The 20,360-nt window shown below is 65.2% G+C and carries 18 protein-coding genes and 2 pseudogenes; 10 read left to right on the plus strand and 10 right to left on the minus strand.

Annotated features, from left to right (window positions below; genetic code table 11):
* Positions 1–13: 13 nt before the first annotated feature.
* Both GEM_RS25785 and GEM_RS32030 read right to left on the minus strand, forming a co-directional pair.
* Positions 14–331 (minus strand): winged helix-turn-helix transcriptional regulator, encoded by a 318-nt coding sequence (locus GEM_RS25785; protein WP_014900355.1) that lies wholly within the window; start codon positions 329–331, stop codon positions 14–16.
* Positions 332–584: 253 nt separating this feature from the next.
* Positions 585–752, minus strand: a pseudogene (locus GEM_RS32030) (IS5/IS1182 family transposase); the annotation flags it as partial.
* A gap of 314 nt (positions 753–1,066) precedes the next feature.
* Here GEM_RS32030 and GEM_RS25790 point away from each other — a divergent pair.
* Genes GEM_RS25790 through GEM_RS25805 form a run of 4 tightly spaced genes read left to right on the plus strand, consistent with a single transcriptional unit; the run spans position 1,067 to position 4,646 of the window.
* The gene (locus tag GEM_RS25790) at positions 1,067–2,413 is read left to right on the plus strand and encodes an MFS transporter (protein ID WP_014900357.1); all 1,347 of its coding nucleotides are present in this window, start codon (positions 1,067–1,069) and stop codon (positions 2,411–2,413) included.
* Positions 2,414–2,468: 55 nt separating this feature from the next.
* Positions 2,469–3,440, plus strand: coding sequence for a dipeptidase (locus GEM_RS25795; protein ID WP_014900358.1), 972 nt, complete (start codon positions 2,469–2,471; stop codon positions 3,438–3,440).
* Positions 3,441–3,465: 25 nt separating this feature from the next.
* Positions 3,466–4,038 (plus strand): DUF5943 domain-containing protein, encoded by a 573-nt coding sequence (locus GEM_RS25800; RefSeq protein WP_014900359.1) that lies wholly within the window; start codon positions 3,466–3,468, stop codon positions 4,036–4,038.
* A 35-nt stretch (positions 4,039–4,073) separates the two neighbouring features.
* Positions 4,074–4,646: a PAS and helix-turn-helix domain-containing protein gene (locus GEM_RS25805; protein WP_014900360.1), complete on the plus strand. Its 573-nt coding sequence runs from the start codon at positions 4,074–4,076 to the stop codon at positions 4,644–4,646.
* Between the two features lie 118 nt (positions 4,647–4,764).
* Here GEM_RS25805 and GEM_RS25810 read toward each other — a convergent pair whose 3' ends face one another.
* From GEM_RS25810 to GEM_RS25830, 5 genes and pseudogenes are all read right to left on the minus strand, one after another.
* Complete coding sequence (locus GEM_RS25810; RefSeq protein WP_014900361.1) at positions 4,765–5,937, minus strand: NAD(P)/FAD-dependent oxidoreductase; 1,173 nt, start codon at positions 5,935–5,937, stop codon at positions 4,765–4,767.
* A gap of 194 nt (positions 5,938–6,131) precedes the next feature.
* Positions 6,132–7,283 carry a branched-chain amino acid ABC transporter substrate-binding protein gene (locus GEM_RS25815; RefSeq protein ID WP_014900362.1) on the minus strand — a complete coding sequence of 384 codons (1,152 nt, stop codon included), beginning with the start codon at positions 7,281–7,283 and terminating at the stop codon, positions 6,132–6,134.
* 415 nt (positions 7,284–7,698) lie between these two features.
* Positions 7,699–7,869: a CsbD family protein gene (locus GEM_RS25820; RefSeq protein ID WP_014900363.1), complete on the minus strand. Its 171-nt coding sequence runs from the start codon at positions 7,867–7,869 to the stop codon at positions 7,699–7,701.
* A gap of 165 nt (positions 7,870–8,034) precedes the next feature.
* Positions 8,035–8,373, minus strand: a pseudogene (locus tag GEM_RS25825) (response regulator transcription factor); the annotation flags it as partial.
* A 163-nt stretch (positions 8,374–8,536) separates the two neighbouring features.
* Positions 8,537–9,565: a DUF1338 domain-containing protein gene (locus GEM_RS25830; protein WP_014900365.1), complete on the minus strand. Its 1,029-nt coding sequence runs from the start codon at positions 9,563–9,565 to the stop codon at positions 8,537–8,539.
* A gap of 226 nt (positions 9,566–9,791) precedes the next feature.
* Between GEM_RS25830 and GEM_RS25835 the strand changes: the two genes are divergently transcribed.
* A complete protein-coding gene (locus GEM_RS25835; protein WP_014900366.1) occupies positions 9,792–10,736 on the plus strand; it encodes a LysR family transcriptional regulator in 945 nt (314 codons plus the stop codon).
* Positions 10,737–11,196: 460 nt separating this feature from the next.
* Positions 11,197–12,825: an NADP-dependent glyceraldehyde-3-phosphate dehydrogenase gene (locus GEM_RS25840; RefSeq protein ID WP_014900367.1), complete on the plus strand. Its 1,629-nt coding sequence runs from the start codon at positions 11,197–11,199 to the stop codon at positions 12,823–12,825.
* A 75-nt stretch (positions 12,826–12,900) separates the two neighbouring features.
* Here the strand turns inward: GEM_RS25840 and GEM_RS25845 are convergent, their stop codons facing one another.
* Complete coding sequence (locus GEM_RS25845; RefSeq protein WP_014900368.1) at positions 12,901–13,533, minus strand: LysE family translocator; 633 nt, start codon at positions 13,531–13,533, stop codon at positions 12,901–12,903.
* A gap of 602 nt (positions 13,534–14,135) precedes the next feature.
* On the opposite strand from GEM_RS25845, the gene GEM_RS25850 reads away from it, so the two are divergent.
* Positions 14,136–14,459: a hypothetical protein gene (locus tag GEM_RS25850; RefSeq protein ID WP_014900369.1), complete on the plus strand. Its 324-nt coding sequence runs from the start codon at positions 14,136–14,138 to the stop codon at positions 14,457–14,459.
* A gap of 131 nt (positions 14,460–14,590) precedes the next feature.
* On the opposite strand, the gene GEM_RS25855 is transcribed toward GEM_RS25850, so the two are convergent.
* Positions 14,591–15,427, minus strand: coding sequence for an NAD-dependent epimerase/dehydratase family protein (locus tag GEM_RS25855; protein ID WP_014900370.1), 837 nt, complete (start codon positions 15,425–15,427; stop codon positions 14,591–14,593).
* A 93-nt stretch (positions 15,428–15,520) separates the two neighbouring features.
* Between GEM_RS25855 and GEM_RS25860 the strand changes: the two genes are divergently transcribed.
* Positions 15,521–16,624, plus strand: a complete 1,104-nt coding sequence (locus GEM_RS25860; RefSeq protein ID WP_014900371.1) for a LacI family DNA-binding transcriptional regulator — start codon at positions 15,521–15,523, stop codon at positions 16,622–16,624.
* 91 nt (positions 16,625–16,715) lie between these two features.
* Here GEM_RS25860 and GEM_RS25865 read toward each other — a convergent pair whose 3' ends face one another.
* Positions 16,716–18,008: an MFS transporter gene (locus GEM_RS25865; protein WP_014900372.1), complete on the minus strand. Its 1,293-nt coding sequence runs from the start codon at positions 18,006–18,008 to the stop codon at positions 16,716–16,718.
* 342 nt (positions 18,009–18,350) lie between these two features.
* Here GEM_RS25865 and GEM_RS25870 point away from each other — a divergent pair, with 342 nt between their 5' ends.
* Complete coding sequence (locus GEM_RS25870) at positions 18,351–19,817, plus strand: DNA-3-methyladenine glycosylase 2 family protein (RefSeq protein ID WP_014900373.1); 1,467 nt, start codon at positions 18,351–18,353, stop codon at positions 19,815–19,817.
* Positions 19,814–20,353, plus strand: coding sequence for a methylated-DNA--[protein]-cysteine S-methyltransferase (locus GEM_RS25875; protein ID WP_014900374.1), 540 nt, complete (start codon positions 19,814–19,816; stop codon positions 20,351–20,353). Before GEM_RS25870 ends, GEM_RS25875 begins: the two co-directional genes overlap by 4 nt.
* Positions 20,354–20,360: the final 7 nt, after the last annotated feature.

A 20,360-nucleotide genomic window follows, 5' to 3' on the forward strand; every position in this document is an offset into this window, starting at 1 on the left:
AAAAGCGTGCCGCTCAGAGACTGTCCCAACGAATTGCAAGTTCGTTGAACTGATCGACCGCACGCTTCAATTCCCGACCCCGTTCCGTCAGCGCATAAATGACTTGCGGTTGCGTTTCGGAAGTCGATCTGGCGATGACGCCGGCTCGCACGAGAAACCGGAGTTGATCCGTCAGTACCTTTCTGGAAATGCCGGGGAGTGCCCGGAAAATTGCAAGAAAGTGAATGGGGCCCTGATCTGCGATCACCATCAGCAGCGACGGCGCCCAACGCCCGCGCAGCATACGGAGAATCACTTCGGCAGCGCATATGGTGGGTGTGTTCTCAGGCATGGATGTCAGTATGAGTGATTCGGGCAACGTAGCAAAGGAGTTACCTGGTGGTAACTCACCTCATCGCACCGGCTTTCAGCCGACGGCGTTGGCTTCACTTTGAGCCGGCGGAGTGATTTTTCCTGGCGTCGACAAGAGGCCCAAAAACCGCCAGTCCCGCTTCGGTCCGCCGGGCCATCGCGATGATCCTGCCTCGATTCGGCGTGGTTGCATGAATCGAACGTGAAAACGAAATATCACCATGGTCATGATTTCAGGCGATTCGAACGAATTGCGGACGACCGAGGTCGGCCATGCGGTTGAGCACGCCCACGCGAACCGCGGCCTCGGTCGCCGGCGCGTAGACGCGACGCTCCCGGAGGCGGTTACCCGTGAGCATGTTCAGGCGATACATCGCATGCGCCGAAAGCGAACGCCGATGACAGCGGACTGTGCTGTCATTGCTGGCCCCAGGGACACGCCATCAACGCCACAGAGAATCCTCCAGCCCAACGGTTATAAACGCCTGTTTGACCGATTCACCCGCCGGCCGCCGCTTGAACGCCCCGCGCCACCGCGCGCAAACGGCAACGCCCCGCCGACATGCACCGCCCTTCGCACTCGGTGCATTCGACCGTCTCACACGCCACCCCGCCCCCGATTACCTAGGTAATTGACACGTATGGACCTAGGTAATTGGCGTCCCTACCATGGTTTTGCTACGCAACGAAACGCAAGCATAAAGAGGACACGACCATGACCACCCAGGACGTCGACACCCAAACGCTACGCCGCGTGATCGCCGCAGCGTCAATCGGCAATTTCGTCGAATGGTTCGATTTCGCCGCATACGGCTTTCTCGCCACCATCCTGACGCGAGAATTCTTCCCCAGCGGCGACCCTACCGTCGGACTCCTGAAGACATTCGCAGTCTTCGCGGTGGCCTTCGCCTTCCGCCCGCTGGGCGGCCTCATCTTCGGCGTGATCGGCGACCGCATCGGACGCAAGCGAACGCTCGCACTCACGATCCTGATGATGGCCGGCTCGACCACGTTGATCGGCCTGCTCCCGACCTACGCGAGCATCGGATACTGGGCACCGTTGCTTCTCACGGTCATTCGCTGCGTCCAGGGCTTTTCCGCGGGCGGTGAATACGCGGGCGCATGCGCTTACGTGATGGAACATGCACCGCGCCGCCGCCGCGCATTCTTCGGCAGCTTCGTGCCGGTGTCGACCTTCTCGTCGTTCGCTTGCGCGGCGGTAGTGGCCTACCTGCTCGAGTCGTCGCTGTCGTCGCAGGCGATGATCGAATGGGGCTGGCGCGTGCCGTTCCTGATCGCGGCGCCGGTCGGCCTCATCGGTGTCTACTTGCGTGTCAACCTGAACGAAACGCCCGCGTTCCAGGCACTCGAAGGCAAGCACGACGTTGCGCATGCCCCGCTGATGGAAACCCTGCACTCGCAGTCGTGGAATATCCTGAAGCTCGGTGCCTTCGTGTCCGTGACGGCGCTGTCCTTCTACACGTTCACAACCTATTTCGCGACGTACCTTCAAGTCGCCGGGCACCTGTCGCGCGGCACGTCGCTCCTCGTGACGGTCCTCGCCCTCCTCTTCGCGGCGGCGTTGTGTCCGCTCGCCGGCTTCTTCTCCGACCTCGTCGGCCGCCGCGCAACGATCGCCACCACCGGCGTCTTCATCATCCTGTCGGTTTATCCGGCCTTCTCGCTGGGCGGCTCGGGCGTGTTGTCGCAATCGCTGATCGGCGTCGCGCTTCTGGCGATCGGCGCGGTGCTCTCGGGCGTGGTGACGGCACCGCTCATGTCGGAAGTGTTCGCGACGAAAACCCGCTATACCGCGTCGGCGATCACGTACAACCTCGCGTACACGATCTTCGGCGGTACCGCACCGCTCGTCGCCACGTGGCTGATCTCCGCGACCGGCACCAACCTGTCGCCTGCGTACTACCTGATCGCCGTGTCGATCTTCGCGATGATCGGCGGCCTGTCGCTGCCGGAAACGTCGAAGACGGCGCTCGAAGACGCAGGTCCGGCGACCGGGAAAACCACGCAGTCCGCCAAGCGCGGCGTCGAACGTGCCATTTGAGCACCTGTCCGCCTTCTGCATCCTGCCCACAAAAATCAACGCGTAGAGAGACGCCATGACCAGCCTTCACGATTCCAGCATCATCATCGATGGCCTGAACATTTCGAAATTCGAGCGATCGGTGTTCGAAGACATGCGCAAAGGCGGCGTCACGGCCGTCAACTGCACTGTCTCCGTGTGGGAGGACTTCCAGAAGACGATCGACAACATCGCGGAAATGAAGCAGCAAATCCGCGAGTACAGTGAAATTCTCACGCTGGTGCGCACGACGGACGACATCCTGCGCGCAAAGAAGGAAAACAAGACCGGCATCATCTTCGGCTTTCAGAATGCCTATGCGTTCGAGGACAACCTCGGCTATATCGAAGTGTTCAAGGAGCTCGGCGTCAATGTCGTGCAGCTCTGCTACAACACGCAGAACCTGGTCGGCACGGGTTCCTACGAACCGGACGGCGGGTTGTCCGGATATGGCCGCGAAGTGATTCAGGAGATGAACCGGGTCGGCATCATGGTGGACCTGTCGCACGTCGGCGCGAAGACTTCGTCCGATGCCATCGCCTGTTCGAAGAAGCCGGTCACTTACTCGCACTGCTGCCCGTCCGGCTTGAAAGAGCATCCGCGCAACAAGACGGACGATCAATTGCGCGAGATCGCGGAAGCAAACGGCTTCGTAGGCGTCACGATGTTCATGCCGTTCCTTCGACGCGGCGCCGACGCGACCATCGACGATTATCTCGAAGCGATCGAATACGTGATCGACGTGATCGGCGAAGACAAGGTCGGGATCGGCACGGACTTCACGCAGGGCTACAGCACCGAGTTCTTCGACTGGATCACGCATGACAAGGGCCGCTATCGTCGCCTGACGGACTTCGGCAAGGTCGTCAATCCTGAAGGCATTCGCACGATCGGCGAATTCCCGAACCTCACGGCCGCGATGCAACGCGCCGGCTGGAGCGAGTCGCGCATCAAGAAGGTGATGGGCGAGAACTGGCTGCGGGTATTCGGCGAAGTCTGGAACGGTTGAGTCGTTCATCGAACCCGTACCCGCCATGCAGCCCCAATTGCCCATCGACGTCGATCCGGACACCGGTGTCTGGATCACCGACGCACTGCCGATGCTGTACGTTCCGCGTCACTTCTTCACGAACAACCATGTGGCTGTCGAAGCAGCGCTCGGCCGCGAAGCCTACGCGTCGATTCTTTACCGCGCAGGCTACAAGTCGGCCTATCACTGGTGCGACAAGGAAGCCGAGAAACACGGTATCAGCGGCATGGCCGTGTTCGAGCATTATCTGAAGCGCCTGTCGCAGCGTGGCTGGGGCAGGTTCAGCATCGCCGAAGCCGATCCGTCGACGTCGCATGCGCGCATCCACCTGCATCACTCGTCGTTCGTACTGGCACAGCCCGGCAAGCATGGAAAGCTTTGCTACATGTTCGCGGGCTGGTTCGCCGGTGCGATGGACTGGGTCAACGACACCGCGGCCGACGCAGCTAGCAAAGGCCCGCGTGCGCATTCGGCGGAAGCCCGGTGTGCAGGCGAGGGACACGATTGCTGCGTCTTTCATGTCGGGGGACAATTTCTGCAGGCGCTACAATCAGACAGGAGTGAACCTGCCCGATAGCCCTGGTCCGAACCCGGTTCGGACCTGTCGACAAGATGCCGAACATGACCGACACGATGTCCAGTCTCGACTACGAAGATCTCTTCAGGCATCTGCCGGTCGCGGCCATCGTGGCCAGGGAGCGCGTCATGATCGACTGCAACGACAAAGCCCTGCAACTGTTCAGGGCGACACGCGACGACATCATCGACCAGTCGTTCGCGAAGCTCTATCCACAGCAGAAGGACTTCGCGACGACCGGCCGTCGCCTCGCGCCGCTGCTCGCGAAACATGCGGGGTTCAGCGACGACCGCATCATGCGGCGCATCGACGGCAGCCATTTCTGGGTCACCGTCTGCGGCTTCGGATACAACCCGAAGCGGCCCTTCGAGCTGGCTATCTGGACCTTCACCGACCTGTCGGGAGACGCAAAGCATCCGGACGTCACCAGCACGTTGACCGAACGCGAGCGCGACGTCGCGGCGTTTCTGGTTCACGGCCTGACCAGCAAGGAGATCGGCAAGGAGCTGAGCATCAGTCCGCGCACGGTCGACATCCATCGCGCGAGCTTGTTGAGAAAGTACGAAGTCCGAACGACACACGATCTCATCGCCTGCCTGCTGGCCTGAGCCGCGCGCGCAAGAGCGGCGTCCCCGCTCCGGACAAAAAAAGCCCGGCAAAGCCGGGCCAATCAGATTGAGACACTAGGAGAATCCCGCCCACCCCACACCGGGCGGACACGCCGCGCTACACGACGTTCTTTTCGACGATCGGCCGGTTTTCCAGCACACGCTCCCAGCCGAGCGACGACAGGTCGAGCGATTCATACCGCCCACCCAAAATCAGTTCACTCACCCCGCGCCCCGTCGCGGGTCCTTGCTGCAGCCCGTGCCCGCTATACCCGTTCGCGAACACGACGTTATCGAGTTCCGGGTGATGCCCGATGATCGCGTTATGGTCGAACACGTTGTACTCGTAGTACCCGGACCAGCAGTTCTCCACGCGCAGCGCCTCGAACTCCGGCACGCGATTCGCGAGCGTCGGCCAGATCACTTCATCGAACAGGTCGTGATCGACCTCGTCGAGCGGCAGATCGTCGGGATCGCGATCGGGGCTCGGCGACGTCCCGCAGATATACGTGCGCCCTTCCGGCCGAAAATACACGCCCGTCGGATCGATCAGCAGCGGGCAATCGGTGAGCTTCGCCGGCGACGACACGTTGAAGATGCTGCGACGCCGCGCATACACGGGAATGTCGATGCCCATCATCGACGACAGCGTGCGCGCCCACGCGCCGGCCGCATTGACGAGCGTGTCGCATGCATGACGCTCGCCGTCGCCCGTCACGACATGCGTGATCTTGCGACCGTCGCGAACCACGCCGGTCACGTCGGCCGGCACATACCGCGCCCCCAGCGCCTGCGCCTTCTTGCGCAACGCCTGCACGAGCCCGTAGCCGTCGAACCACCCTTCTCCGCTCACACCGTAAGCGCCCGACACGAGATCGTCGACATTCAGCCAGGGAAACTTCGCGCGCAGTGCATCGCGATCCATCAAGCGGATATCGGCACCGAGCTTCGTCTGCAGCGCATGGTTCTCCCGCAGCGTCGCGTCGCCTGCCGGCGTCGCGAGAAACAGGTAGCCGCCTTCATGCAGGTCGATCGACGGCCGGTTGCCGTCGACCTCGAGCCGCTCGCCGATATTGCGCAGGAACTCGATACCGAACAGCGACATCTCGATCGACAGCGGCGTCGAGAACTGCTGGCGAATCGACGCGGCCGACAGCGCCGACGACGACTTCGCATAGGTGGGATCGCGTTCGATGACGGTCACGGACACCGTCGGATCGGTAGCGCGCAGGAAATAGGCGATCGAGCTGCCGATCACACCACCGCCGACGATGACGACTTGAGAACTCACGACTGACTCCGGTTACTCGTAATGGGCGCTGCCAGCCGGCCGCGCCCGAAGGTTGTTCGTGCCGCGTCGAGCGCGGCGCCGTGCGTGCGGACCACCCGGTGAATCGCCCCGACATGCGCCGCGATCGCATCCGATCGTTGCGGGTATTTCAGCACGTCCGGCGTCGCCGCGAAAGTCCGCGCGCGTGCAGGTGTTCAGTCCGTCGATTGCGTGGTGACGGGCTGCCACGCGGCGTTCTTCACTTCATACAGCGTCGAGCTCGGGTTCTTCAGGTCGCCGGTGCTAGTGAACGCGATCGTGCCCGTGATGCCGTCGTAGCGCGTGCCCTTCAGCGCGCCGTTGAAATCGGCCGGCTTCGTCGAGTTCGCCTTCTGCATCGCATTGATCGCGATCCAGGTCGCGTCGTACGCGAACGGCGCATACGCGAGCATGTCGACGCCGTACTTCTGCTTGAATTTCGTTTCGAACTGCTTGCCCTTCGCGAGCCGCGACAGCGGCTGCCCGTATTCCCACACGGCCGCGCCTTCGGCCGCATTGCCCGCGAGCTTGATGAAGTTCGCGTTCATCACGCCGCCGCCGGCCAGAAACTGCGCGCGGATGCCGAGCTGGCGCATGCGCTTGACCAGCATCGCGGACTGCGCGTCGAGGCCGCCGAAGAACACCAGGTCGGCGTTGGTGCTCTTGATCTTCGTGAGCTGCGCGCTGAAGTCGACTGCCTTGTCGTTCGTGAATTCGCGCGCGACGATCGTGCCGCCGTTCGCCTTCGCGGCCTTCTCGAATTCGTCGGCTTCGCCCTGGCCGAACGCGGTGCGGTCGTCGATGATCGCGATGCGCTTCGCCTTCGTCACGCTCGCCGCGTACGCACCGGCATTGCCGGCGTTCTGCGTGTCGGTGGCGATCACGCGATACACGGTGCCGAGGCCGGCGCGCGTGATGTCGGGATTGGTGGCCGACGGCGTGATCATCGGAATGCCGGCCTTCGCATAGATCTTCGATGCGGGCAACGTCGTGCCCGAATTGAAATGGCCGATCACGACGGCCACCTGCGCATCGGTCAGTTGCTGCGCGGCCTGCACGCCCACGCGCGGATCGCTCTGGTCGTCCTGCGACGCGACGACGAACTTGACCGGCTTGCCGCCGATCGTCGTGTGCGCGGCGTTCGCCTCGTCGACGGCCATGCGCACGCCGTTCTCGATGTCCTTGCCGTACGCGGCACCGCTGCCGGTCAGCGGCACGGCCACGCCGACCTTGATGATCGTCTCCTGCGCATGGGCCGCGCCCGTCTGGAACGCGAAGAGCGCAGCAGTCAGTGCAACGCCGGAAAGCGAACGAATGCGGAACGTCATCGGCCAATCCTTCATCTGTGGGTCGGGATGCGACGCGCGACTATCGCGCGTCGGCGACCTCCCGCGTGCCGGTGGATCCGTCTGCCGCCGGGACGTCGCGCAACGCGCGTCGCCAGCCGGTCGGTCGATCGCCGCGGTTCCGTCTCCGGAGAACCTGCCAGCGCGAAAGAGGTGAACCGATTGTGGGTAGCCAATACCCGTGCAGCAAACGAATTATCGGAACTATGTTGTGAGGATTTATCATCAAGTTCCGACGCTGCGGACAGTGCGTGGCCCGCGCGACGGCGGGCCGGGAACGGAAACGTCACGCGGGATGCGCGCCAGTGCCTTTGCACCAAGGCCGCGCCGGGTAATGCCGATGGCGCATCATCACTTGGTCAACGGACGACGATGCATGGCGCATCGCGCGATTCGGTCAGTGCCGATCGGTTTCCTTCTGCTTGCGCACCGCATCAGCGGCCTCGCCGGCCTGCTGTTCCGCCAGGCCTTCCGCTTCCGTCTCGCGGTCGCCCGTCAACTTGCCGAGCGCTTCCTTGACCGAACCCTTCACTTGCTTGAGCTTGCCTTCGATGCGATTCCTCTTCATGGTCGTCTCCTGCGATGAGTTGGGGAGAGTCGACGGCACGGCAGCATGGGCCGCACCGCCGAGTGGACAGGATCGCAGCCGCACACCGCGCGCGGCAGATGCGGATGCGGATACGGATGCGCCAGCCTGAATGGTGCATTCGCACCGCTGGCCCGACGCCCGGCGTCAATCCTTGCCGTTCGCACCGCCCGTCCCGGCCCCTTTGTCGCCGCGCGCGCCGTTGGCTTCGGCCGCGCCGACGATCCCGCGCTCGCGGGCTCATACGATCGCCTCGCCGCGGCTGTGCACGTCGAGCTTCGCGTAGATCGACGCGCCGTGATTGCGCACTGTGTTCGGCGCGAGCCCGAGTCGGCCGGCGATCTCCTTGTCGGCGAGGCCGTGACACTGCAGATCGAGCACGTCGCGCTCGCGCGCGGTGAGGTCCGACAACTGCGCGGCCGCATCCGGCACATTCGCGCGCCGCACGTTCGCGAGCTTCTCGATCAGCGTGCGGCTGAACCACGACATGGGCAAATATCTGATCGCCCGGCTGCTCGGCGCACCGGTCGGCGCGCTGGTGCTGTTCTATCTGGTCACGCACCTGCTCTGACGAGCGCGGCGCCCATCCAGCGAAAACGGGCCGGCGGCTGTGATCAGCCGCCGGCCCGTCCGTCATCGTGCGTTGCGCTTACTTCGCTGCGTTCGCCGTCATCTTGAAGATGCCCTGCGCGTTGCCCGCGTCGAAACGCAGGTCCGTCACCCAGCGGCGCGCCGCCTGGTCGAACGTGCGACGACGCGTGATGAACTCATAGAACGAGCCCGGCACGTTGCGCTTCACCGTGCCGCCGTCGCGCGTGCGGAACTCGCGCTCGACGATGTCCGCGCGATACGCGGTCTGGAACACGCGGCCCGAGCGCGAACGCTCGACTTCCGGCTTCATCGGCCGGCCCTTCGCCTTCTCGTCGTCGGACAGCTTGAACACGTCGATCACGCGATCGGTCGCATGGTTGAACGCGTTGCCTTCGGTCGCGATCCACGCCATCTCGGCCGATTCGAGCAGCAGCGTCTCGTAGTCGAGTTCGTTCGGCAGGTCGTGCTGGCGCGCGAATGCGCCGACAATCTCGGGCAGCAGCGCGTGCGCGGCGTCGAGCGACAGCCAGCCTTCACGCTCGATCTCCCACAGCAGCGCGACGGCCGCCGGCGACAGCGGATCGCGCGACGAGCTGACGACGTTCGTCACGGCCTGCTGGAATTCCTTCGAGAAACGCTCCGGATGCAGTTCGCTGACGAAGAACTGCGCGATTTCGTCCGGTGCATCTTCATGCGCATACGCGCGGCCGGTCATGCCGAGCTTGTCGAGCGGATAACGGCCGTTCAGGCGGAAGCCGAGCGGACGCAGGATGCGCGTGAACGCGGCTTCGCCCGGCGGCAGCGCGCCCGTGTGCGGCCAGCGCACGGTGCGCAGCGCGCCGTGGTCGAAGTAGACCGAGCCGCCGTTTTCGATCGCGTCGGCCGTGTACGCGCGGCCGTTCGCCGAACGTTCAAGCAGCCCTTCGAACAGCGCCATGTTCATCGCCTGCGCGATTTCGGCACGCGTGACGACGTCGGCTTCCCACTCGTCGAGGATGGCCGGCATGTTCAGGGTCGCGAACAGGGCGTCGGTCTTCGCCTGTCCCAGCAGCTTCGTCAGCAAGCTCTCGATATTCGGATTGCGCATCAGGATTCTCGTCTCGGGGGACCGCCGGCAAACGTGCCGGCAACTCAGGTGGCCGGCCGCCCAACGGGCGCCTGGCCTTGCGTGGGATGCATTATTCAAAGGGTTGCGGTGGGGCGTAAAGCGAGATTAAATTGATATGTGATGAGTTTTTGGAATTATTCGCAGTCCCCGCACTCGTCCGCCGGCCCGCCTCGGGCGGGTCCGTTCGTCAGACAAAACGAGCATCATGCGCAAATTCAAGATCCCCAACATGGGTGCGCTCGTGGCTTTCGAAGCCGCGGCGCGCCACGAGAGCTTCACGCACGCGGCGAAGGAGCTGTTCCTGACCGAAAGCGCGGTATCGCGGCAGATCGCGACGCTGGAGGCGAGCCTCGGCGTGCGGCTGTTCGCGCGCGTGAAGCAACGCGTCGTGCTGACGCGCGCCGGCAAGCTGTACGGCACGCAGGTGCGGCGCGCGCTGGAGGCGCTCGACCGCGACACGCTGTCGATCATCGCGCACGGCAGCGGCGGCGGCTACCTGGAGCTCGCGGTGCTGCCGACCTTCGCGTCGCACTGGCTGATCCCGCGCATCAAGAGCTTCTACGACCGCACGCCGGACGTGCGCGTGAACATGGGCAGCCGTACCGACCTGTTCTCGTTCGAGGACACCCACTTCGAGGCCGCGATCCACTACGGCAAGCCGACCTGGCCCGGCACGTCGTCCGACTACCTGTTCGGCGAGGAAGTCGTGCCGATCTGCTCGCCCGCGCTGCTCGACGGGCCGGTCGAACGCGTGGAGGATCTGCTCGCGTATCCGCTGCTGCACTCCACCACGCGCCCTGGCGCCTGGGCGCAATGGTTCGAGACGCACGGCGTCGAGGACATCCGCACGATGCAGGGCGTGCGTTACGAGTTGCATACGATGCTGATCAGCGCGGCCACGGCCGGGCTCGGGATCGCGCTGGTGCCGAAGTTCTTCGTCGAGGAACAGTTGCACCAGCTCGGCCTGATCGTGCCGTGCGACGCGGCGACGGTCGGCGATTCAGCGTACTACCTCGTGTATCCGACGGAGTTCAGCCACAGCAAGCCGCTTGAATCGTTTCGTGCGTGGTTGCTGGAGCAGGCAAGCGCCTATGCGGCGCCGGGGCGGGACGAAGAGTTTGACGACGAGGATGACGAAGACGTCGAGTGAGTGCGGCGTAGCGCGGCAGGCCGGTGCGCGCCGGGCGGGCAACCCCGACCCGGCGCTCCGGGCAGCCGACCTCGCTTCGGCAGCGCGGCGGACCTTCTCACATTTCTTCACTGCGTGTGTTTTCTCTCAGGTTCCGGGGCAATTTTTTCTTCGCCGCGCGAGACCATTATCCGCCCAAACCGGCCAAAGTGAAACGTTTGCGCATAGCCTGACCGGCTGATTCCCGGCATTCGGAAACAATCCTTCAAAATCCTTACGCATTACACAACAGCGTTCGGCAAATCTTGCAATCGGCGCGGTGTTCCTTTTAAATGGAACTGGTTCCATTCCGCGTTTCGGCCAGCCTTTCGCGTGACGCTTCGTCGTCCGCGCGTCATGATGCCGATTCAGGATCGAGGATCATTCAGCTCAGGATTCCGCATCGCCCGTCCTTCCCGGACACCTGTCAAACGAGACCGTCATGCCTGATTCCGCTTCCCTGCAGCAGCTGTTTCCCGCCTATCAAGACATCCCCGCCGAGTTCCGCCTCGCGGCGCCGATCCACCAGCGCGTGTCGCTCGTCGACGGCGCATTGCGCCCGTGGGACGGCGCGACCAAGACCGTGCTGTCGCCCGTGTGCGTGCGCCAGCCGGACGGCAGCGTCGCACAGATGGAGATCGGCAGCTATCCGGTGATGGGCGAGACGGAAAGCGACGCGGCGCTCGACGCCGCGGTGCGCGCGTACGACTCGGGCCGCGGCGAGTGGCCGACGATGAAGGTCGAGCAGCGCATCGCGTGCATGCAGGACTTCATCAAGCGGATGGTCGCGCAGCGCGAGCTGGTCGTGAACCTGATCATGTGGGAGATCGGCAAGAGCCTCGCCGATTCGCAGAAGGAGTTCGACCGCACCGTCACGTACATGACGCAGACGATCGACGCGCTGAAGGAGCTCGACAACGCGAACTCGCGCTTCGTGATCGCGGAAGGCACGATCGGCCAGATCCGCCGCACGCCGCTCGGCGTCGTGCTGTGCATGGGGCCGTACAATTATCCGCTGAACGAGACCTTCGCGACGCTGATCCCCGCGCTGCTGATGGGCAACACCGTGGTGTTCAAGCCGCCGCAGTACGGCACGCTGCTGTTCGAACCGCTGCTCGAGGCGTTCCGCGACGCGTTCCCGAAGGGCGTGATCAACACCATCTACGCGCCGGGCGCGGTGGTCGTGCCGCACATGCTCGCGTCGGGCAAGATCAACGTGCTCGCGCTGATCGGCTCGAGCAAGGTCGCCGATCACCTGAAGAAGCAGCACCCGAAGTCGCACCGGCTGCGCGCGATCCTCGGCCTCGACGCGAAGAACGCGGCGATCGTGCTGCCCGACGCCGATCTCGATCTCACCGTGAAGGAGTGCCTGCTCGGCGCGCTGTCGTTCAACGGCCAGCGCTGCACCGCGCTGAAGATGCTGCTCGTGCATCGCTCGATCGTCGACGAATTCCTGAAGCGCTTCACCGCCGCGCTCGAACAGTTGAAGATCGGCATGCCGTGGGAGAAGGGCGTCAGCATCACGCCGCTGCCGGGCATGCATCGCACCGCGTACATGACCGACGCGATCGACGACGCGAAGGCCAAGGGCGCGCAGGTCGTCAACCAGTCGGGCGGCGAGTTCAGCAAGACGCTGTTCTACCCGGCCGTCGTGTATCCGGTGTCCGAAGGGATGAAGCTGTATCGCGAGGAGCAGTTCGGGCCGATCATTCCGGTCGCGCCGTTCGACGATGTCGAAACCGCGCTCGATTACGTGACGACGTCCGAGCACGGCCAGCAGGTCAGCATCTTCGGCTCCGATCCGGCGCAGATCGGCGCGCTCGTCGATCCGCTCGTGAACCAGGTGTGCCGCGTGAACATCAACTGCCAGTGCCAGCGCGGGCCGGACGTGTTCCCGTTCGCGGGACGCAAGGACTCGGCGGAAGGCACGCTGTCGGTGACCGACGCGCTGCGCGCGTTCTCGATCCGCTCGATGGTCGCGGCGAAGCAGACCGACGGCAGCAAGCAGCTGCTCGACTCGATCGTGTCGGATCACTACTCGAAGTTCATCAACACGGGCTTCATTTTCTGAAGCGGATGGCGATGCGACGAACCAACCGCCGCGCGTGCGTGCGGCGGTTGGTCTGAACGAGCACGCGTGGCACGTTCATACGTTCGACGCGAGCAAGCGGATCCCCGCCACGCCGAGCACCACCGCGAGACACGCTTCCATTGCGCGCCGGCCGCGCACGTACAGCCGCCGTGCGCCGTCCGTCGAGAACACCAGCGCATAGCCGCCGAACACCAGGCAACCAATCACGATGCAGCCCGGCACCACGGCGCCGTGCGACGCGCCCGCGCCGTTCGACGACAGCGCGACGATCGACACCCACACCAGGATGGCTTTCGGATTCGTCAGGTGCAGCATCGCGCCACGCGCGTAGAAGCGCGACAGCTTCTGATCGGGTGCCGCCTGCAGCGCAGCGGCCGGCCTGGCCGACCACGCGGTGCGGCCCGACTTGTACGCAAGCCACAGCAGGTACACGCCGCCGAACAGCTTGATCGCGACCAGCAGCTTCGACCACGCGAGCAACGCCGCCGACACGCCGAGCGCGGCCACCGTCGCCCAGAACATCGACCCCGAAATCACGCCGAGCGCAAACACGAGCGCCGCCTTGCGGCCATGGTTCGCGGCGACCGACATGATCGCGAGATTGCTCGGGCCGGGGCTGGCCGTACCGACAAAATAGGCTGTATAGGCCAGCAGCAGGTTGGCCGAGAAGAAGGCGTGGACGCTCATGTCGAACCTCGCGGGGATGATGCGCAGATTGTTGGCAAATGCCCGACATCTGCCCATGGACAGTTGGCGGCGTACTCACTGGGCCAGTTGGGTAACGCGGTGACGTACGTCGCGCCCTCACCCGGATCGCCGCGCGCAAAAACGTTTCGAATCTGAAACATCCGGCGCATCCATTGCAGCGCTCCGCCGCGCAGCGGAGATCACCGCGAGCCGGCGTCCGGCGCGGGACGGACGCCGACGAAGCACGCACGCGCAGCCCTTCACGCGGCTCCTCGACGGCAACACGAAGCCGGCTTTAGCCCGGCGTTACGTTACATCGCTGAAGCATTTCATCGGTCCGGCCCCTGTCGCGCACGCGACCGTCACCGACGGACACGTATGGACGCCCGCTTCGACTTTCCGTGCAAACCAGTACCGGCGGGACGCGATGGCCTGCGCCGCGGCACGCGTCAACATTCCTCAACAATCGGATCGCGGCACTGGTACGGAACCTGCATTCCGTTAGACGTGAAAACCGCGCCGCCGATCGACGTGGTCCTGAACCCTGCTCGGACGCATCCGCCGGATCCGTCCGAACGATTCGCGAAGCAACGAGGCCATTCATGGATGCGCTGCCCAACTCGTCCGACACGGCGTTCCAGCTCTTTCTCGCGAAAGTGCTCGAACAACCGCTGCCCGACTGGACTGAAAAACAGCAGATGGAACTCGAGATGGCGCGCGCGCTGTCCACGCAGATGGTCCATCTCGCCGAGGACATGCGCAACGGCAGCGCGGATCTCGCGCGCTGCCTCGTGCTGCTCCGCTACGCGAAGGTGCTCGATTTCATGCTGACGTCGCTCGCCGCGCGCCGCGACATTCATCCGCAAACGCTGCGCACGCTGTTCCGGCTCGCGAACCTGAAAGTCGACGATGCGTATCCGGTGTGAGCCGGTGCGACGTACCGGCTTCGGCGACGGGCGGCCGCCGGTGCGGGGAAGGTTCGATAACGGCGTCGCATGACCGGCACAAGGCGACCGACATCCTGCGCTGATCCGCGACGCCCCCGGCACTTGCGCCCTTACGTCGCCTTGCGCTCCATCGGCTCGCCAACGACGAATCCGCCGCCCTGATACCGCTGCGCGGGATCGTCGTACTCGGCGGTCGGCGCCGTCACCGGGAACAGCTCCGCGAACTGCTCGGAGCTGTCGCGCGGCCGGAAGCCGAGGAAGCCGGCCTTCGTGTTGTCCCACCACTTCACCGGGTTGTCCGACACGCCATAGACGATCGCGTGACCGACGCGGTTCGTCAGCAGCGAGCAGCGCACGAGCTCGATGAAGTCGCGGTAGCTGAGGAACGTCACGAGCATGCGCGGGTTCTTCGGCACCTCGAACGACGAGCCGATCCGCAAGCACACCGTCTCGATCCCGAAGCGGTCGAAGTAATACCGCGAAAGCGACTCGCCGAAGCATTTCGTCACGCCGTACAGGCTGTCCGGACGCATCGGCGAATCGGCGTCGAGCACTTCCGTGACCGGATGGAAACCGATCGCATGGTTCGAGCTCGCGAACACGATGCGCTTCACGCCGTGCTTGCGCGCGGCTTCGTACAGGTTGTACGTGCCGGTGATGTTCGCATCGACGAGATCGTCGAACGGCGCGTCGACCGAAATGCCGCCGAGGTGGACGATCGCGTCTACGCCGTCGACGAGGTCCATCACCGCCGGCCGGTCGGCCAGGTCGACGACACGGGTTTCTTCATGCGCTTCGGCATCGTCCAGCGCCGCGATGTCGCTGACGCGCACGACGTCGGCCCAGTTCGCCAGCGCGCCGCGCACCTGGCGGCCGAGGTTGCCGGCCGCGCCGGTCAGCAGCAGGCGCCCGAACGGCTTGCGTGCGCCGGTGGATGAGGCGTTCATCGAGTCTCCTTGAATCTGTCCTGGAATGTGCCCGGAACGGGTCCGGGCCGGAAAACGTTTTCCAACTATACGCGGGACCCACGCAAAACGTCAATGGCCGAACCCGTGCGCAGCCATCCGCACTTTCCCGATATCGGTCGGTGGCCGGACGCCGGCTTTTTCTGCCACAATCCGGCACAATCGAACGAAAACGTTACCCTCCCGATGAAAAAAGTTTCCCCGACGATCCGCGACGTGGCCGCGGAAGCCGGCGTGTCGGTCGCGACGGTGTCCAAGTACGTGAACGGCACGCAGCGCTTTTCGCCGACCGTCGAGGCACGGCTCAAGGAAGCGATCGAGCGGCTCGGCTACCGTTCGAATCCGCTCGCGCGCTCGATGATCACCGGGCGCACCCGCACCATCGGCGTGGTGATCCTCGACATCAGCAACCCGTATTTCACGAACGTCGTCAAAGGCGCGAACCGCATCGCGCTCCAGCACGACTACACGCTGCTGCTCGTCGATACTGAAGAGAATCAAGCGCGCGAACGCTCGCTGATCGAGGCGCTCGCGCAGCGCGTCGACGGGCTGATCGTCAGCACGCGGATGCCCGACGAGGAAGCCGGCTGGATGCTCGACCTGCACAAGCCGCTGGTGCTGCTGCGACGCAGCCCCGGCCTGCCGATTCCGAGCGTCGGCATCGACAACCGGCTCGCCACCTACATGCTCGCGCGCCATCTGATCAATCTCGGCCATACGCGCATCGCGTACCTCGGCTTCGGGCCCGCGCGCGTGAACGACGAACGGATCCAGGGCGCGCGCGACTGTCTCGCCGAAGCGGGGCTCACGCTCGACGTGCACGACGCGCATGCGCCGACCGCAGCAGCCGGCGAGCGCGCGTGCTCACGCGTGATGCTCGGGCCGCAGCGCCCGCAGGCCGTGATCTGCTACAACGACCTGATCGCGCTCGGCTTCATGAAGGAAGCCGCGTCGCTCGGGTTCCGGCTGCCGCAGGACGTGTCTGTCGCCGGCGTCGACAACGTGCCGTACGGCGCATACGCGGCGCCCGCGCTGACCACCATCGACATCCAGAGCGAGAACATGGGCGAGCTCGCGATGCAGAAGCTGATCGACGCACTCGCCGGGCGCACCGATGCGAGCTATTCGACGTTCGAGCCGCGGCTGATCATGCGCGCGTCGACGGCCGCGGTTGGTTGAAGCACGCGCCAAGTCCCACCGGCACCGCTTGTCCGCATCACCCATAAAAACGCGCCGCCTCCGGGCGGCGCGTTCGCTTGCCGACACGCGATCACGCGTCGAGCTTCGCGGGCTTCATCTTCGGCGTGAGCATGTGCATGACCGCCAGCGCGAGCAGGTAGGCCAGCGCGCCGATCGCGAACAGCACCCAGTAGTGGCCGGTGCGTTGCAGCACCTGGCCGATCACTTCCGAGAACAGCACGCCGCCGATCGAGCCGGCCATCCCGCCGATGCCGACCACCGACGCGACCGCGCGACGCGGGAACAGATCCGACGCCGTCGTGAACAGGTTCGCCGACCAGCCCTGGTGCGCGGCGGCGGCGAGGCCGACGATCAGCACCGCGACCCACAGGCTCTGCACCTGCGACACGAACGCGATCGGCAGCACGCAGCATGCGCAGATCAGCATCGCCGTCTTGCGCGCGCCGTTCACGCTCCAGCCCGCGCGCAGCAACGTCGACGACAGCCAGCCGCCGCCGATGCTGCCGACCGTCGTCAGCGCGTAGATACACACGAGCGGCATGCCGATATGCTGCATGTCCATCCCGCGCGACTCGTTGAGCCACTTCGGCAGCCAGAACAGGTAGAACCACCACACCGGGTCGGTCAGGAACTTGCCGACCAGGAATGCCCACGTCTCGCGCTTGCGGATCAGTTCGCCCCAGCGCGGCGCGCCGGCATCCGCGTTCGCCGCGTCGAGCGCTTCGGCTTCGTCGCGCGGCTCGTCGTATTCCGCGGCGAGCGCGCGTGTGTCGGCCGTGCGATACATCACCAGCCACACTGCGAGCCACACGATGCCGATCGCGCCGATGATCACGAACGCCGCGCGCCACCCGTAGGCCACCGCGATCGCCGGGATGATCGCCGGTGCGAACACCGCGCCGATGTTCGCGCCCGAATTGAAGATGCCGGTGGCGAGCGCGCGTTCACGGCGCGGAAACCATTCGGCCGTCGTCTTGATCGCGGCCGGGAAGTTGCCGCCCTCGCCGATCCCGAGCAGCGCGCGCACGGCCGCGAAGCCCATCACCGAACCGACCACCGCGTGCAGCATTGCCGCGATGCTCCACACCAGCATCGCGACGGCATACGAGATGCGCGTGCCGAGCCAGTCGACGATGCGCCCGAAGCCGAGCAGGCCGATCGCGTAGAACGCGGAAAACGCCATCACGATGCGGCCGTACTGCACCTGGGTCCAGCCGATGTCGTGCTGGAGCATCGGCGCGAGCAGCCCGAGGATCTGCCGATCCATGTAGTTGATCACGGTCGCAAAGAACAGCAGCGCACAGACGGTCCAGCGGTAGCGGCTGGCGGCGGCGCGCACCGCGCCGACGACGGCAGATTGCATGAGTGTCTCCGATTCGCGGTCGCGCCCGTCGCGCCGCTGGATATTGCGTGTCCGTGACCGGCGACGGGCGCCGGAGCGGGTCGCGGCCCGCCCCTTTCGTGGCGCTGCCGCTTTCCCGCCGAGTTCTGGAAAACGTTTTTCAAAGGATAGGCGGTGGTGCGGTGCCGTGTCAGTCGGGGATTTCGATGAGTCATCTCAAATTTGGCCACGCAAAAAGAGACGACTGTTTCGCGGCATGGCATTAACCGTTTTTCCGGGATTTTCGTGCACGCGAAACGGGGCCGGGACGCAGGCCCGCGCGCCGATACACAGGTCCGATTCCAGCCAGAACCGGCGGCGCGGATGGTTTACAGTCGTCGCATGCGCCTCGATCCCGACACCTGCTACGACGCCCTGCTTTCGCGGAACCGCCGCTTCGACGGCTGGTTCTTCGTCGGCGTGTCGACGACGGGCGTGTATTGCCGCCCCGTCTGCCCGGTGAAGCCGCCGAAAGCGCAGAACTGCAGTTATTACCCGACCGCCGCGGCCGCCGAGAAAGCCGGCTTTCGTCCGTGCATGCGCTGCCGCCCCGAACTCGCGCCCGGCCACGGGCTGCTCGATTTGTCCGGCAATCTCGCCGACGCGGCCGCCACGCTGATCGAGGACGGGTTCCTGAACGAGCGCTCCGTTGATGCGCTCGCGCAGCGGGTCGGCGTGACCGAGCGCCATCTGCGCCGGATCTTCGCCGCGCAGTTCGGCGTGTCGCCGGTCGAGTTCGCGCAGACGCACCGGCTGCTGATGGCCAAGCGGCTCCTGACCGATACCGCGCTGCCGGTGGCCGTCGTCGCGTCGACCGCCGGGTTCGGCAGCGTGCGGCGCTTCAACGATTTGTTCCGGCAACGCTACGGCCTCAATCCGCTGCGCTTGCGCAAGGGTGCGGGCACATCCGCCGGCGGCGACATGACGTTCCCGCTGCCTTACCGGCCGCCGTTCGCGTGGCCCGAGCTGATGCAATTTCTCGCGCAGCGGCAGATCGACGGCATCGAGCAGATCGACGCGCACGGCTATGCGCGCGTCGTCGCGCTGCCAAACGGCAACGGTCATGTGACGGGCTGGCTGTCCGTCGCGCACGTGCCGCAGCGGTTCGCGCTCGCGCTCACCGTGTCGCCCGCACTGACGCCCGTCGTGCCGGCCGTGCTCGCGCGCGTACGGCGGCTGTTCGATCTCGACAGCCGGCCCGACGTGATCGACGCGCATCTCGGCGAACTCGCGGACGGCTCGCCCGGCCTGCGCGTGCCCGGCGCGTTAGACGGGCTCGAGATCGCGATCCGTGCGATCGCGGGTGAACACCTCGCGGCGACGCCGGCAGGCGCGGTGCTGGCGCGCGTGGCCGAACGCTTCGGCACGCCGCTGGACAACGCGCCGCCGGGCCTCACGCATGCCCTACCTTCAGCAGCGACGCTGGCTGGTGCGCCGCCGGCGGCCCTCGAAGCAATCGGTGTCGCGCGTGCTGCGGCGCGGGCGATCGTGTCGCTGGCCCGCGCAGTCGCCGGCGGCACGCTTGCGCTCGAACCGATGGCGCCGCTCGATGCGACGCTCACCGCGTTGCGTGCGCTGCCCGGCTTCGACGAGCGCGCGGTGCAGTACGTCGCGATGCGTGCGATGGCCTGGCCGAACGCGTTCCCCGCCGACGACGCGTGGCTTGCGCCGCGCGCCGCCGCCGAGCGTCCGCGCATCGCATCATCCGCGCCGAAAGCGGCGCACTGGGCGCCGTGGCGCGCGTATGCCGCACTGCATGTGTGGCGCCTTCATGGAGAAGCTTCGCGATGACTCCCGCTCATCTGATTCCGAGCCCGCTGGGCGACATCGCCATCCGTATCGAGGACGATGCGCTGACGGGCCTGTTCTTCGTCGGGCAGAAATACTATCCGTCGCTTGCGATCGCACCCGACGCGAATGGAGGCGCAAGCAGCGCGTCGCCGCTCGCGCGCAAGGTCGCGGAAGAAGTCGCCGAATATTTCACCGGCACGCGTGAGACTTTTTCCGTGCCGATTCATCTGCGCGGCACCGCGTTTCAACGCAGCGTGTGGAAGGAACTGCTCGCGATTCCGTTCGGCAAGCTCGTGTCGTATGGCGACATCACCGAGCGCGTCGGGTTGCCGATGAGCGCCGCGCGTGCCGTCGGCGGCGCGGTCGGCCGCAACCCGGTGTCGATCATGGTGCCGTGCCATCGCGTGATCGGCGCGTCGGGCAGCCTGACCGGTTATGCGGGCGGCATTGAACGGAAACGCGCGCTGTTGTCGCTCGAAGGTGCCGGGTTCGCGCGCGGCGAGCGTGATCCGATGCAACAGTCGCTCGCGTTCTGAATCTTAG

Origin of the sequence: Burkholderia cepacia GG4 (assembly GCF_000292915.1) — a bacterium.
Classification (GTDB): domain Bacteria; phylum Pseudomonadota; class Gammaproteobacteria; order Burkholderiales; family Burkholderiaceae; genus Burkholderia; species Burkholderia cepacia_D.

What these genes read in the sequence shown, in the direction of transcription:
- GEM_RS25845 (WP_014900368.1), bottom strand. Translation starts at nt 13,533, where the DNA reads ATGAGCGTCCACGCCTTCTTCTCGGCCAACCTGCTGCTGGCCTATACA.
- GEM_RS25790 (WP_014900357.1), top strand. Translation starts at nt 1,067, where the DNA reads ATGACCACCCAGGACGTCGACACCCAAACGCTACGCCGCGTGATCGCC.
- GEM_RS25800 (WP_014900359.1), top strand. Translation starts at nt 3,466, where the DNA reads ATGCAGCCCCAATTGCCCATCGACGTCGATCCGGACACCGGTGTCTGG.
- GEM_RS25875 (WP_014900374.1), top strand. Translation starts at nt 19,814, where the DNA reads ATGACTCCCGCTCATCTGATTCCGAGCCCGCTGGGCGACATCGCCATC.
- GEM_RS25830 (WP_014900365.1), bottom strand. Translation starts at nt 9,565, where the DNA reads ATGCGCAATCCGAATATCGAGAGCTTGCTGACGAAGCTGCTGGGACAG.
- GEM_RS25785 (WP_014900355.1), bottom strand. Translation starts at nt 331, where the DNA reads ATGCCTGAGAACACACCCACCATATGCGCTGCCGAAGTGATTCTCCGT.
- GEM_RS25820 (WP_014900363.1), bottom strand. Translation starts at nt 7,869, where the DNA reads ATGAAGAGGAATCGCATCGAAGGCAAGCTCAAGCAAGTGAAGGGTTCG.
- GEM_RS25835 (WP_014900366.1), top strand. Translation starts at nt 9,792, where the DNA reads ATGCGCAAATTCAAGATCCCCAACATGGGTGCGCTCGTGGCTTTCGAA.
- GEM_RS25840 (WP_014900367.1), top strand. Translation starts at nt 11,197, where the DNA reads ATGCCTGATTCCGCTTCCCTGCAGCAGCTGTTTCCCGCCTATCAAGAC.
- GEM_RS25855 (WP_014900370.1), bottom strand. Translation starts at nt 15,427, where the DNA reads ATGAACGCCTCATCCACCGGCGCACGCAAGCCGTTCGGGCGCCTGCTG.
- GEM_RS25795 (WP_014900358.1), top strand. Translation starts at nt 2,469, where the DNA reads ATGACCAGCCTTCACGATTCCAGCATCATCATCGATGGCCTGAACATT.
- GEM_RS25805 (WP_014900360.1), top strand. Translation starts at nt 4,074, where the DNA reads ATGCCGAACATGACCGACACGATGTCCAGTCTCGACTACGAAGATCTC.
- GEM_RS25815 (WP_014900362.1), bottom strand. Translation starts at nt 7,283, where the DNA reads ATGACGTTCCGCATTCGTTCGCTTTCCGGCGTTGCACTGACTGCTGCG.
- GEM_RS25850 (WP_014900369.1), top strand. Translation starts at nt 14,136, where the DNA reads ATGGATGCGCTGCCCAACTCGTCCGACACGGCGTTCCAGCTCTTTCTC.
- GEM_RS25860 (WP_014900371.1), top strand. Translation starts at nt 15,521, where the DNA reads ATGGCCGAACCCGTGCGCAGCCATCCGCACTTTCCCGATATCGGTCGG.
- GEM_RS25865 (WP_014900372.1), bottom strand. Translation starts at nt 18,008, where the DNA reads ATGCAATCTGCCGTCGTCGGCGCGGTGCGCGCCGCCGCCAGCCGCTAC.
- GEM_RS25870 (WP_014900373.1), top strand. Translation starts at nt 18,351, where the DNA reads ATGGTTTACAGTCGTCGCATGCGCCTCGATCCCGACACCTGCTACGAC.